The organism is Silicimonas algicola (genome assembly GCF_003148765.1).
GTDB classification, from domain to species: domain Bacteria; phylum Pseudomonadota; class Alphaproteobacteria; order Rhodobacterales; family Rhodobacteraceae; genus Silicimonas; species Silicimonas algicola.
The window spans coordinates 177238-190790 of sequence record NZ_QGGV01000004.1 but is presented as its reverse complement, the minus strand read 5'-3'; the positions used below and the strand labels follow the sequence as shown (position 1 = coordinate 190790).

13 protein-coding genes are annotated in these 13553 nt (G+C 62.0%); 8 read left to right on the top strand and 5 right to left on the bottom strand.

The window, feature by feature from the left end:
• Positions 1-3: 3 nt before the first annotated feature.
• The 4 genes from mnmG to C8D95_RS10825 are packed head-to-tail and all read left to right on the top strand — an operon-like array spanning position 4 to position 4214.
• A complete protein-coding gene (mnmG, locus tag C8D95_RS10840; protein WP_206508381.1) occupies positions 4-1878 on the top strand; it encodes a tRNA uridine-5-carboxymethylaminomethyl(34) synthesis enzyme MnmG in 1875 nt (624 codons plus the stop codon).
• Positions 1878-2498, top strand: coding sequence for a 16S rRNA (guanine(527)-N(7))-methyltransferase RsmG (rsmG, locus tag C8D95_RS10835; protein WP_109759203.1), 621 nt, complete (start codon positions 1878-1880; stop codon positions 2496-2498). The genes mnmG and rsmG overlap by 1 nt, the downstream gene beginning before the upstream one ends.
• On the top strand, positions 2491-3300 hold the full coding sequence (locus C8D95_RS10830) for a ParA family protein (protein WP_109759202.1): 810 nt from the start codon (positions 2491-2493) through the stop codon (positions 3298-3300). The genes rsmG and C8D95_RS10830 overlap by 8 nt, the downstream gene beginning before the upstream one ends.
• Positions 3301-3311: 11 nt before the next feature.
• Entirely contained in the window at positions 3312-4214 is a 903-nt protein-coding gene (locus C8D95_RS10825; protein WP_109759201.1) for a ParB/RepB/Spo0J family partition protein, read from the top strand.
• Here the strand turns inward: C8D95_RS10825 and hemW are convergent.
• The 3 genes from hemW to rph are packed head-to-tail and all read right to left on the bottom strand — an operon-like array spanning position 4211 to position 6652.
• The gene (gene hemW, locus C8D95_RS10820; RefSeq protein WP_109759200.1) at positions 4211-5338 is read right to left on the bottom strand and encodes a radical SAM family heme chaperone HemW; all 1128 of its coding nucleotides are present in this window, start codon (positions 5336-5338) and stop codon (positions 4211-4213) included. The genes C8D95_RS10825 and hemW overlap by 4 nt on opposite strands.
• Positions 5331-5942 (bottom strand): RdgB/HAM1 family non-canonical purine NTP pyrophosphatase, encoded by a 612-nt coding sequence (rdgB, locus tag C8D95_RS10815; protein ID WP_109759199.1) that lies wholly within the window; start codon positions 5940-5942, stop codon positions 5331-5333. Before rdgB ends, hemW begins: the two co-directional genes overlap by 8 nt.
• Entirely contained in the window at positions 5942-6652 is a 711-nt protein-coding gene (gene rph / locus C8D95_RS10810; protein WP_109759198.1) for a ribonuclease PH, read from the bottom strand. The genes rdgB and rph overlap by 1 nt, the downstream gene beginning before the upstream one ends.
• A gap of 113 nt (positions 6653-6765) precedes the next feature.
• Between rph and hrcA the strand changes: the two genes are divergently transcribed.
• Positions 6766-7833: a heat-inducible transcriptional repressor HrcA gene (hrcA, locus tag C8D95_RS10805; protein ID WP_109759197.1), complete on the top strand. Its 1068-nt coding sequence runs from the start codon at positions 6766-6768 to the stop codon at positions 7831-7833.
• Entirely contained in the window at positions 7833-8390 is a 558-nt protein-coding gene (locus C8D95_RS10800) for a nucleotide exchange factor GrpE (RefSeq protein ID WP_109759196.1), read from the top strand. Before hrcA ends, C8D95_RS10800 begins: the two co-directional genes overlap by 1 nt.
• Here the strand turns inward: C8D95_RS10800 and mutS are convergent.
• Both mutS and msrA read right to left on the bottom strand, forming a co-directional pair.
• Positions 8387-11002, bottom strand: a complete 2616-nt coding sequence (mutS, locus tag C8D95_RS10795) for a DNA mismatch repair protein MutS (protein ID WP_109759370.1) — start codon at positions 11000-11002, stop codon at positions 8387-8389. The genes C8D95_RS10800 and mutS overlap by 4 nt on opposite strands.
• Positions 11003-11097: 95 nt before the next feature.
• Positions 11098-11751 (bottom strand): peptide-methionine (S)-S-oxide reductase MsrA, encoded by a 654-nt coding sequence (msrA, locus tag C8D95_RS10790; protein WP_109759195.1) that lies wholly within the window; start codon positions 11749-11751, stop codon positions 11098-11100.
• Between the two features lie 139 nt (positions 11752-11890).
• On the opposite strand from msrA, the gene C8D95_RS10785 reads away from it, so the two are divergent.
• The gene (locus C8D95_RS10785; RefSeq protein WP_109759194.1) at positions 11891-12787 is read left to right on the top strand and encodes a D-amino acid aminotransferase; all 897 of its coding nucleotides are present in this window, start codon (positions 11891-11893) and stop codon (positions 12785-12787) included.
• Complete coding sequence (locus tag C8D95_RS10780) at positions 12784-13485, top strand: sulfotransferase-like domain-containing protein (RefSeq protein ID WP_109759193.1); 702 nt, start codon at positions 12784-12786, stop codon at positions 13483-13485. The genes C8D95_RS10785 and C8D95_RS10780 overlap by 4 nt, the downstream gene beginning before the upstream one ends.
• The last annotated feature ends 68 nt before the right edge of the window (positions 13486-13553 follow it).

Below are 13553 nucleotides of genomic sequence, written 5' to 3'. Positions count from 1 at the left end.
CCCATGTTTCACGTGAAACATCATGAGACGCATGTAGTGGTGGTTGGGGGCGGACATGCCGGATGCGAGGCGGCTCATGCTGCCGCACGTCGTGGTGCGAAGGTTATCCTGGTGACATTGCGTCGCGACGGCATCGGCGTCATGTCCTGTAATCCTGCAATCGGAGGGTTGGGTAAGGGCCACCTCGTTCGCGAGATCGATGCCTTGGACGGTCTGATGGGGCGTGTGGCCGACGAGGCGGGGATCCAGTTCCGCCTTCTAAATCGTCGCAAGGGCCCCGCTGTTCAGGGGCCGCGTGCGCAGGCAGACCGTGACCTGTATCGGAGGGCCATGCTGCGTGAAATCGACTCGCATCCGGGAATCGAGGTCGTGGAGGGGGAGGTTACCGACCTTCTTATGAACGGCGACACCGTTGCCGGCGTCGCATTGTCCGATGCATCCGAGATTCGCTCTGCCGCTGTTATCCTGACCACCGGTACGTTCCTTCGTGGTGTCATTCACATCGGCGACGTCTCTCGGGCCGGCGGGCGTGTAGGCGACCGCGCGTCTGTGCGGTTGGCCGAGAGGATCGACAATTTCGGATTGCCTCTTGGCCGACTGAAGACAGGCACGCCACCTCGACTCAAGAAGAGTTCCATCGACTGGGAAGGTTTGGAGCAGCAGCCGGGTGACGAGGAGCCTTCGCTGTTCTCATTCCTGTCGACGGGCGTTACCGCGCCTCAGGTGTCGTGTGGAATAACTCATACCAATGAGAAGACCCACGACATCATACGCACCAATCTCGCCCGATCAGCCATGTATGGCGGTCACATTGATGGCGTGGGCCCGCGCTATTGCCCGTCGATCGAGGACAAGGTAGTCCGTTTCGCCGATAAAGCCTCGCACCAGGTTTTCCTGGAGCCTGAAGGACATACCAGCGATCTCGTCTATCCCAACGGCATCTCGACGTCGCTTCCCGAGGAGGTGCAGGAGGCATATGTTCGTTCGATCAATGGACTTGAGGACGCCATCATCGCTCAGCCCGGGTATGCCATTGAATACGACTACGTCGACCCCCGTGCGCTGACGTCATCCCTCAGGCTGAAGGATGTGCCAGGCCTTTATCTTGCAGGTCAGATCAACGGCACTACCGGCTATGAGGAGGCTGCGGCTCAGGGGCTGGTAGCTGGACTGAATGCGGCAGGCTGCGCATTGGACTTGGGCCCGATCTCGTTCGGTCGCGATACATCTTACATGGGCGTGATGGTCGATGACCTGATTACACGGGGCGTGACCGAGCCGTACCGGATGTTCACTTCGCGCGCGGAATTTCGGCTGTCGCTACGGGCGGACAATGCCGATCAGCGCCTTACGCCATTGGGAATTGCGGCCGACTGCGTCGGCGAGAGCAGGCAGGCCGGTTTCGTGCGAAAGATGGAGCTCATCGGGCAGGGCCGCACGCTTTTGGCCGAAACCGAGATTGAAGCACGTGAAGCTGCTGCGGTTGGAGTGCGTGTTGCTGCGGGAGGCGAACGGCGGACGGCAGACCAGTACCTGTCCTTCGCCGACGTCGACTTCGCGCTTCTCCTTCGAATAAAGCCTGAGCTTGAGAAGGTCGATCCTACTGTCCGCCAGCAGTTGAAGAATGACGCGCTCTACGCACAGTATCTGGGGCGCCAAGCTTCGGCAGCGGCAAGCCTGAAGCGCGACGAGGCTCATCTCATCCCTTTGGACTTCGACTACGAGCGAATGACTGGGCTCTCCAATGAACTTCGCCAAAAGCTCAAAGCGACGCGGCCAGAAAGTCTCGGACAGGCTGGGCGGGTCGAAGGCATGACCCCTGCCGCGCTCACCCTCATCCTCGCGAAGCTTCGCCAGGGTGCTAAGAAATCTGCGTGATGAGGGCGGAAGACTATGACTGGAGCGATAATGTTTCACGTGAAACATACCTTCGGCTGAGTATTTACGAAAACCTCCTGCAGAAGTGGACAGCTCGCATAAACTTGGTTGGCTCAGGCACTCTGGCTGATGTGTGGCAGCGACACTTTGTCGACTCCGCGCAACTCTGGAAGCTCGGTCCTGACGGGGGCAAGGTCTGGGCGGACTTGGGGAGTGGAGGGGGGTTCCCGGGCGCGGTGATTGCCATCATTGCGGCTGAAGCGTGCCCGGAGATGAGAGTTACTCTGATCGAGTCGGACCAAAGGAAGGCCGCCTTCCTTCGTGCCGTCGCTCGCGAAACGGGAGTGGCGTTTAACGTTGCCGCACATCGCATCGAAGAGATCGATCCGCTGAATGCGGACATCATCTCAGCCCGCGCCCTTGGATCGCTCGACAAGCTGCTCGAATACGCCAAACGTCACATGGCTCCTGGTGGGACGGCGCTTTTCATGAAGGGCGCAAAGGCGGATGATGAAATCGCGACTGCCCTTGATAGATGGAAGTTCCGCTGCGAGAAGACCGTAAGCGCCACTGATCCCGCAGCGGTCATATTGAAAATCGGAGATATCGAGCGTGTCTGATCCGACAAGGACGCCGCCGCCGCGGATCATCTCGATCACCAACCAGAAGGGCGGCGTGGGAAAGACGACCACTGCAATCAATCTGGGCGCTGCGTTGGCCGAAGAAGGTTACAACGTCCTGCTCGTCGATCTCGACCCTCAAGGAAACGCATCCACAGGCTTGGGAATTGCGGCAGAGGATCGCGATTACACGACATATGACCTGATCCTGGATGAGACGCCGATCGAAAAGGTCATCCGGCAGACGTCGGTCGAAGGTTTGCTTATCGCCCCGTCGACAACCGATTTGAGCTCTGCAGATATCGAGATGATGTCGATCGAAAAGCGAAGCTTTTTACTTCATGATGCCCTGCGACAGCCGGCCATCGACGGTTACGAGCTAGATTTCGTCTTAATAGACTGCCCGCCATCCCTGAGCCTTCTCACGATCAACGCCATGGTGGCGTCGGACTCGGTGCTGATTCCGCTTCAAAGCGAGTTCTTCGCGCTAGAGGGCTTGTCGCAGCTAATGAGAACGGTCCGAGAAGTTCGCCAATCGGCGAATCCGGACCTTCGGATTGAGGGCGTCCTTCTGACGATGTACGACGCCCGCAATAACCTGAGCCAGCAGGTCGAGACCGACGCGCGACAAACTTTGGGGGCATTGGTTTATGACACCGTGGTTCCCCGGAACGTCAGGCTGTCGGAAGCGCCATCGTACGCGATGCCAGTCCTGAGCTACGATCCTACGTCGAAAGGTGCTTTGGCCTATCGCGCACTGGCACAAGAAGTGGTAGAGAAGATCGAGCACTCCGCATCATAGGGTAGCGGCCAATGGCACAGGCAAAAGTCGAGCGTCGGGGATTAGGTCGTGGGCTTTCGGCCCTCATGGCGGATGTGGAGGCACCCTCTGCTGCAGGATCTTCAGGATCGCGGAAGGCCGAAGCAACGGTCGCCATCGACCGCATCCTGCCAAATCCGGATCAGCCCCGCCGCACCTTTACCGAGGACGCACTCGAGGAGCTGACCACATCGATCAGGGAGAAGGGCATCATCCAGCCCTTGATCCTGCGACCCGATCCCAGGAACCCCGGCGGATATCAGATCGTCGCGGGCGAACGGCGCTGGCGTGCGGCGCAGCGCGCGCGCCTTCACGAAGTGCCAGCCATCGTGCGGGAGCTCGACGACACCGAGGTCTTGGAGCTCGCCATCATCGAGAACATCCAGCGGGCCGATCTGAACGCGGTGGAAGAGGCCGCTGGCTATCGCCAACTGATGGACCGCTTCGGGCACACGCAAGAAAAGCTGGCCGAGGCAATGGGGAAAAGCCGCAGCCACATCGCGAACCTCCTGCGCATGCTCAATCTGCCCGACGAAGTCCTGTCGTTTGTCCGCGAGGGAACCCTCTCCGCAGGCCACGCGCGCGCACTCGTGACAGCTGAAGATCCGGTCACACTCGCGCGGCAAATCGCAAAGAGCAGCCTCTCGGTGCGTCAGGCCGAGCGTCTGGCGAAGGGTTCGGGATCAAAGGCGAAAGGCGTAGCGAACCGGACCGAAAAAGATGCTGACACAAGGCAAATCGAGCGCGACCTTGCTGCCGCTCTTGGTATGAAGGTGACAATCGATCACGCGGCGGGAACCGAGAACGGAACGCTGACCATCCGATACCGTGACCTGACCGAGTTGGACGAAGTGTGCAGACGCCTGTCCGTGACGACGGGCGCAGGTGAAGTCTAAGTCAGAAGCTGCCTCAGGATCGCATTCAGGAGAGGCTTGCCCTTGCGGGTCAGACGAACGCGGTCCGACGCAACTTCGATGAGCCCAAGTTCGGTCAACTCGTTGATTGCCTTGACGTTTTTCAGACCGTCGAGAGACACGCCCTCGCCAAGCCGCAACCCCATCAGGACAGCTTCCTCCCGAACATCCTCGGGCGAAAGCTGGATGCGAAGGCTTTCGCCGCTTCCTTCATCTCTCACGGCAGCCAGCCACTTCAAGGGCGCCAGATGCGTCTCAGTTGCCGTCCGGCCCTCAGGCAAGGACAGTCGCCCATGCGCGCCAGGCCCGACGCCGACCCACTCGCCAGACCGCCAGTAGATGAGGTTGTGACGCGCTTCGTGGCCCAGAGACGCGTGGTTCGACGTTTCATATGCCGGCAGCCCAGCTGCTTCGGTCATGTCCTGCGTGAGGTCAAACATGTCCGCGCCCAGGTCCTCGTCGGGCAGACCACGGAGCGATCCTTTACTAAAACGATCGCCGAACGCGGTACTGGGTTCGATGGTAAGCTGGTAAAGCGACAGGTGACCGGACGACATCGAAAGAGCCTGGGCCAGTTCGTTTCGCCACGACTCAAGCGTCTGGTTCTGCCGGGCGTAAATTAGGTCGAACGATACGCGCGGAAAGATCTGCTGAGCCGTCGCCACCGCTGCCCGCGCCTCTTCGACGCTGTGAAGACGGCCAAGGGCGCGGAGGTCGTCTTCGACCAGCGACTGCACGCCAACGGACACGCGATTGACACCTGCGTCGGCGTAAGCTTGGAAGCGTCCGGCTTCGACCGAGGTCGGGTTCGCCTCGAGCGTGATCTCCATGTCATTCGACGCGGTCCAGGATGACCTCGCCGCTTCGATGACGGCGCCTACCGTTTCGGGCGGCATCAGGCTGGGCGTGCCGCCGCCGAAGAAGATCGTGTCGATGACGCGTGATCCGGTTTCGGCAGCGCTACGCCTGATTTCCGACGCAAGCGCCTCTCGCCAGGCCACATGGTCGACGGAAGCCGACACATGGCTGTTGAAGTCGCAGTAGGGGCACTTGGACTGGCAGAAGGGCCAGTGGACATAGAGCCCGAAGCCGGGCCTCTCATCCATGGCCGATGGCGGCCTTGAGCTTGCGGAAGGCATCCGCGCGATGGCTCATGCGGTTCTTTTGCCAACGGTCCATCTCGCCGAAAGTGGTGTCGTGGCCATCAGGCTGGAAGACCGGATCGTATCCATGTCCCTGATCGCCCCGCATCGGCCAGACGAAACGTCCCTCGACCTTCCCAGGAAAGACTTCGTCATGTCCGTCGGGCCAGGCAAGAACGAAGGTGGCGCAGAACTGCGCCGTCCAGGGTTCAGGGGCCCCGGACGCAATCAGCTCGTCGTGAGCGCGCGTCATGGCCAGACCGAAGTCGCGACCATTCGGAGTTTCGGCCCAGTCCGCGGTATAGACACCCGGGGCCCCTTGCAGCGCATCGATCTCGATGCCGGAGTCGTCCGAGAGGGCGGGCATTCCGGTCGCCTGCGCCGCCGCATGGGCCTTGATGCGGGCGTTCTCGACAAAGGACGTGCCCGTCTCGTCCGGTTCGGGCAGGTTCATGTCTGCAGCGCCCACAACCGAAATGCCGTGATCCGACAGGAGGTCGGCGATCTCTTCCAGCTTGCCCCGATTATGGGTCGCGACGAGAAGACGGTCGTCGACGAAGCGCCGCATCAGACCAGCGCGGTCTTTTGCGCGGCCACGAGGGTGTCGATCCCGGCTGAGGCGAGGTCGAGAAGCGTCGACATCTCGTCTCGCGCGAAGGTCGCGCCTTCGGCGGACATCTGCACCTCGATCAGACGGCCGCGCCCTGTGAGAACGAAGTTACCGTCGACGCCGGCTTCGCTGTCCTCGGGATAGTCGAGATCCAGCACCGGCTGACCGGCATAGATGCCACATGATACTGCCGCGACGTGGTCAGTCAGTGGATCGGTCCGCACGAGACCGGCCTTCATCAGGCTGTTCACCGCAAGCCGAAGCGCAACCCATCCCCCCGTGATCGAGGCGCAGCGCGTGCCACCGTCGGCCTGGATCACGTCGCAGTCGATGATGATCTGGCGTTCGCCCAAAGCAGGGCGATCGACGCAGGCGCGAAGGGCGCGGCCGATCAGACGCTGGATTTCCTGAGTGCGGCCGGATTGGCCATTCTTGGCTTCGCGCTTGCCACGCGTGTGCGTCGCCCGGGGCAGCATGCCGTATTCGGCCGTGACCCAGCCGAGACCCGAATTCTTCATCCATGGCGGGACGCGTTCGTCGATTGAGGCGGTGCACAGGACATGCGTGTCGCCGCAGCGGATCATGCAAGACCCCTCGGCATGGCGCGTCACGCTGGTTTCGATAGACACCGGGCGCATTTCGCCCACGGCCCGTCCGGATGGTCTCATCGGTGTCTCCTCAGTGTCGGCGGTTGATAGTCGGACGGTCGGATTGCTTCAACCCCGATTGACGTCACCCCCGCCTTCCCTTTAATTGCACCGCTTCTGCGACGTGGGATCCAATGACGGACACCGGAAAGCTGCTGGAAGAAATGAACCATCGGTCGCGCGAGGTCTTTCGCCGGGTGGTGGAGTCGTATCTCACCAAGGGCGACCCTGTCGGCTCGCGAACGTTGACCCGCGAGATGAGCGAGAAGGTCAGCGCTGCCACGATCCGAAACGTCATGCAGGATCTGGAGTACCTGGGCCTTCTCGGGTCGCCGCATGTGTCGGCCGGACGCATCCCGACAGAGCTCGGTCTGCGAATGTTCGTCGACGGACTTCTCGAGGTCGGCGATCCGACGTCCGAGGACCGCGATGCCATAGATGCCGAGATCACAGGAAGCGACTCCTCGGTCACGTCGATCCTGGATCGAGTGGGTGCTGCATTGTCCGGCGTTACGCGCGGGGCCAGCCTCGTTCTTGCGCCGAAGCACGAAGCGCCTGTGCGTCACATCGAATTCGTGAGCCTGGCGCCGGACCGCGCTCTCGTGGTGCTGGTGTTCAACGACGGGCACGTCGAAAACCGCGTCTTTAATCCGCCCGCGGGCCAGACGGCCAGCTCGTTTCGCGAGGCGGCAAACTTCCTGAATTCCATAGTCGCCGGACACACCTTGTCCGAATTGGGCCGCGTGATTGCAGCCGAGATCGGCAAGCGTCGGCAGGAACTGAACGACCTGGCCCGCGACCTGGTCGAAAACGGCACGGTGATCTGGGAAAACGAGGGCACCGAGACGGAACGGCTGATCGTTCGCGGACGCTCGAACCTCTTGGCGGGAAGCGCCGAGGAGGCCGAGCTTGAACGCATCAGGACGCTATTCGACGATCTCGAGCGGAAGCGCGACATCGCGGACTTCCTCAATCTTACGCAGGACGGCGAAGGCGTGCGGATTTTCATTGGGTCCGAGAACAAGCTTTTCTCACTTTCCGGTTCCTCTCTGGTCGTCTCTCCCTATATGAACGCTGACCGGAAGATCATCGGAGCGATCGGCGTCATCGGACCGACGCGCCTGAACTACGGAAGAATCGTACCTATCGTAGACTACACGGCGCAGCTGTTGGGCCGCGTTATTGCAGACCGAGGCCAGTAATGAGCACGAACGACCCGAAAAAGACCGTCGAAGAGGAAGAGCTGATCGACATCGATTCGCCAGAGGCACTGGAGGATCCCGAGGATGACGAGCGGCTTCAAAAGCTGATCGCCGAGCGTGACGACCTGCGCGACAAGTTCATGCGCGCCTTGGCCGATGCCGAAAACGCCCGGAAGCGGTCCGAACGTGACCGACGCGAGGCGGAACAGTACGGCGGTTCGAAGCTTGCCCGCGACCTGTTGCCGGTCTTCGACAATATGAAGCGGGCGGTGCAGTCGATTTCCGACGAGGGTCGCGAAGAGCACAAGGCGGTCATCGAGGGCGTCGAGTTGACGATGCGCGAGCTTCTGAACGTGTTCAGAAAACACGGGATCGAACCCATTTCCCCTCAGGTGGGCGAACGGTTCGACCCTCAGCAGCACGAGGCCATGTTCGAGGCGCCGCTTCCCGGCACAAGGGCGGGCGAAATCATCCAGGTCGAGGCTGACGGCTTCATGTTGCACGACCGGCTGCTCCGGCCGGCACGTGTAGGCGTCAGCTCGATGCCGTCGTCCTAGGAATCCAGCAGGGCCTTCAGCCGGTAAAGCACGTCGAGAGCTTCTCGCGGGCTAATCTCGTCGGGACGGACGTCGCGGAGGCGGTCCTCGACGATCGACTCCTGTGTCGTTCTGGCAGGCGCCGCTGACGCGGCGGCCGAAAAGAGCGGCAGGTCGTCGATCAGCGTGGCCTTGCGCGCACCACCCTCTCGGTCCCCTTTCTCGAGCGCGTCCAGCACGACCCGCGCGCGGTCGACCACCGACCGGGGCAAACCGGCAAGGCGCGCCACCTGGACACCGTAACTGCGATCGGCAGCTCCCTGTCGAACCTCGTGCAGGAAGATGACCTCCCCGTCCCATTCCTTGACCGCCACCGTCGCGTTGACAACGCCGTCCAGCCGGTCCGCAAGCTCGGTCAGTTCGTGATAGTGCGTCGCGAACAGACCACGACAGCGATTGACGTCGTGAAGGTGTTCCAGCGTGGCCCAGGCGATGGAAAGGCCATCGTAAGTCGCCGTGCCCCGGCCAATTTCGTCCAGAATGACCAGCGCCTTGTCGTCGGCCTGGTTCAGAATGGCCGCCGTCTCAACCATTTCGACCATGAAGGTCGACCGTCCACGCGCCAGATCATCCGCCGCTCCGACCCGGCTGAAAAGCTGGCTGACAAGTCCGATGTGCGCCGCCCCGGCCGGGACGTGGCTTCCGACTTGGGCGAGAAGCGCGATCAGGGCGTTCTGTCGAAGAAAGGTGGACTTGCCTGCCATGTTCGGACCGGTCAGCAGCCAGAGTTTCGATCCCAGGTCGGCGGACAGGTCGCAGTCGTTGGCGATGAAAGGAGAGCCGCCCGCCTTTAGCGCCTTTTCGACAACCGGGTGACGGCCAGCCTCGATTCGGAACGTGCGAGTGTCATCCACGACGGGACGCGTCCAGTCCTCACTGCGGGAGAGAAAAGCCAAAGCTGCCGCCGCGTCCAGTTCGGCCAGAGCTTGCGCGGCATGCTGAAGCTGAGGCGCAAGGTCGAGAACCTGCCGCTTAAGCCTTTCATAAAGACCCTTTTCAATGTCCAGAGCCCGAGAACCAGCGTTAAGGATCTTCTTTTCCATCTCGCTCAGCTCGACCGTCGTAAACCGAACCGCGCTGGCCGTCGTCTGACGGTGGATGAAACGCTCGTTCAAAGGTGCGGCCATCATCCGTTCCGCATGGGTCGAGGTCGTCTCGATAAAGTATCCCAGAACGTTGTTGTGCCTGATCTTCAGGGACCCGATGCCCGTCTCGTCGGCGTATCGCCTCTGATAGGTCGCGATGACACCCCGTCCTTCGTCGCGAAGCTGGCGCGCTTCATCGAGGTCGGGATCGCAGCCTTCGGCGATGAACCCGCCGTCGCGGACGAGAAGGGAAGGTTCGGCGACCAGAAGGTCTTCGAGCGTCGCCGAGAGACCGTCGAAGCCGTGTAGAGCCTTCTCCCACGACGACAGCAGAGAGGGGTCTTGCTCTTTGAGCGTCTGAACGATGGCAGGAAACTCGGCGAGTGCGTTCCGAATGGCGGCAAGGTCGCGGGGGCCTCCTCGGTCGAGTGCCAGGCGCGACAAGGCACGCTGGATGTCAGGGCAGTTGCGGAGAGCGGATCGGATACGGTCGAGGCGCGCAGCATCGGCGAGAAACCAGTCCAGCGCGTCGAGGCGGTCTCGGATGACGTTCAGGTCCCGCGACGGTGCGGATATCCGTCCCTCCAGCAGTCGTCCGCCCGACGCCGTGACAGTCCGGTCGATGGCCTGGAGAAGGGACCCCTCGCGCGTCCCTGAAAGGGAACGGGTCAGTTCCAGGTTCCGCCGTGTCGCCGCATCGATCTGGACCATACCGCCCGACGCTTCCCTCTGCGGGGGGCGAAGGAGCGGCAGATGTCCCTTCTGCGTCAGCTCGAGATAGTCGATCAGCGCGCCGAGCGCCGACACTTCGGCCCGCGTGAACGTGCCGAAGGCGTCGAGGCTCTGGACCCTCCAGAACGCCTCGAGCCGCTTCGTCGCCGAAGCACTGTCGAAGCTGGCCGGCGTCAGCGGAGTGATCGCGGCACCCGTGTCGCCGATGAGGTCGCACAAGTCCGAGTACCGGTTCTCCGACAGGATAACTTCGGACGGGGCCAGGCGCGCCAGTTCGGGCGCGAAGCGGCTCGCCGTCGTCTCCATCACGCGAAGCTCCCCGGTGGAAATATCGACCCAAGCAATCGCGGCCTCGTCTCGAACCTCTGCCAGCGCGACGAGGAAGTTGTGGCGCCGTGCCTCGAGAAGTGTTTCTTCGGTCAGGGTTCCCGGCGTGACGAGGCGAACGACACCGCGTTTCACGACTGACTTCGATCCCCGCTTCTTCGCTTCGGCAGGGTCTTCGAGCTGCTCGCATACAGCGACGCGGAAGCCCTTTCGTATCAGGGTCAGAAGATAGCCTTCGGCGGAATGGACCGGCACGCCGCACATCTGGATGTCTTCGCCGAGATGCTTGCCGCGCTTGGTCAGGGCGATGTCCAGCGCCTCGGCGGCTTGCACCGCATCGTCGAAGAACAATTCGTAGAAATCGCCCATCCTGTAGAACAGGAGAGCCCCGGCGTGTGCGGCCTTGATGTCGAGGTATTGCGCCATCATCGGCGTGACGGCGGCGTTGGCGACGGTCACTCTTCACACCCCCAAGTGCTCTGCCTGAATCTAACGGCGGGCACTCAAGGGTGAAAGGCGAAATGTCAGCTGGCGAACGGCGCGGCAGAGCCCCAGAGCTGTTTCACGCGAGCGTCGCGCCCGCAGGAGGAACGGTAGAACTTGTAGGCTTCCTTCTGCGACTTCGGCCCGCGACGCGTCAGGATGATGCTCGACCCCTTGTAGTAATCCTGATGGTAGGCTTCCGCCGGATAAAAGGCTGCGGCGTCCCGGATGGGGGTCACGATCTTCTGGCCGAGATCCGACTGCGCGTTCGTCTTTGCCTGCTCCGCGGCGGCCTTTTCCTGAGCGTTCGAGACAAAGATCGCGGTTCGGTAGCTCTCGCCGCGGTCACAGAACTGACCGCCGGCATCGGTAGGGTCGACGCTGCGGAAGAACAGGTTCAGAAGCTGCGCATAGCTCACGACGTTCGGGTCGTAGCGCACCTCGACAGCCTCGTAGTGGCCGGTGCCACCTCGAGTCACCTGCTTGTAGGTCGGGTTCGCGACCGTTCCGCCCATGAATCCCGAGACGACCTCGCTGACGCCCTTCACCTTCTCGAAGTCGGCCTCCACGCACCAGAAGCATCCGCCGGCGAAGTAGGCCCGAGCCTCTGCCGCTGCGGCACGGGAGCCGTGGAACGCGGCGCTCGACAGTACGAGAACGATTGCCAGAACGGATCTCCAACGAAAATCAAACATGGTTAAACCTCTCCTTTTCGTCTTCCAGCCTGCGGCCCTTGACGCGACGACGTCCACTCAAGCGAGCGTGATGTCGCGCGATGGTGAGAGTTGTTTCAAACCCCGACCATGACTAGCGTCACGGTAAAACGGAGGTCGAATGGATCAGCAGACAACCCATGCATCGGAAGACGACGCCCGAAACGACGCGATCCTGGTCTGGGTGAACGGTGTCGTGAAGCCTCGCGCCGAGGCATTGGTGAGCGTCTATGACTCGGGCTTCTTGCTGGGCGACGGTGTATGGGAGGGGCTGCGGCTGTATGACGGCACATGGGCGTTTCTCGATGAGCATCTCGACCGCCTGTTCGAGGCCGGAAAGGCCATCGACTTGGACATCGGCCTCGACCGACGCGGCCTGACGGCAGCGCTGGAGGAGACGCAGCGAGCGAACGGGATGACCACGGATGCCCATGCACGCCTGATGGTGACACGCGGTGTGAAGACGCGGCCCTTCCAGCATCCCGCGCTGTCGCGGTCGGGGCCGACCGTTGTCATCATCATGGAACATTCGCGTCCGAAAATCGCGCGCCCGATTCGCCTTGCGACCGTGCCTCACATGCGCGGATTGCCGATGACACAGGATCCGAAGCTGAACAGTCATTCAAAGCTGAACTGCATCCTCGCTTGCATCGCGGCCGAGAAGGCGGGGGCGGACGAGGCGCTGATGCTGGACGTACATGGGTTCGTGAATACGACCAACGCCTGCAACTTCTTCATCGTGCGCAAGGGGGAGGTTTGGACGTCGACGGGCGACTATTGCATGAACGGCATCACGCGGAAGAAGGTGATCGAGCTGTGCCGGGCGAACGGGATCCCGGTCTTCGAGAAGAACTTCTCGCTCGTCGAGACCTATTCCGCCGACGAAGCCTTTCTGACCGGGACGTTCGGCGCTCAGACCCCGGTCAGTGAAATCGACGGGCGAGTCATCGGCGCAGGCGGCCTCGGGCCGGTCACCGAGCGTCTCCTTGCATTGTACAAGGACCTGGTGGCGCGATGAAGATCGCGATGTGGAGCGGGCCGCGGAACCTGTCGACCGCGATGCTCTACGCCTTCGGCAACCGGGCGGACTTTGCAGCCTGGGATGAGCCGTTCTATGCGGCCTATCTCGCGGCGACGGAGATCGACCATCCGATGCGGACCGAGATCATCGGCGCACATGAGACAGATCCTGTTGCGATCGCTCGGGAAATCAGCGGGCCGAACCCCGGCGGAAAGGCCCATTGGTACATGAAGCACATGCCGTTTCACATGGTCGACGGCTTCCCGCTGGACTGGGCGGAGGAGTGCGTCAACGTCCATTTGATCCGTCATCCGGCCAGAGTTGTGGCGAGCTATGTCGCCAAGCGCGAAAGGCCTACCCTGCGTGACATCGGCTTCCAGCAGCAGGTCGAGCTATACGAGCGGTTTCCGGGGCCGGTGCTGGACAGCGACGACATTCGCCGCGATCCCGAGAGGATGCTGAGGCGGCTTTGCGACAGGATCGGGCTGTCCTTCGACCCCGTGATGCTGGCCTGGCCTGCCGGTCCCAAGCCGTTCGACGGGGCGTGGGCGCCGCACTGGTACGGCGCCGTCCACCGCTCGACCGGCTTTGCCGGGGCTGAAGGTTCTCTGCCTAGGCTCGAGGGCGAGGCGGCGGATCTGGCCGATGCGGCGCTGCCGTTCTATGGGCGGATGGCGACGGAAAAGATGGGCTGACGGGGATCGGTATTACGTCGGTATCACGTCGGTATTGCGTCGGTGCGCCTTCGGGTTGCGGCGGACCG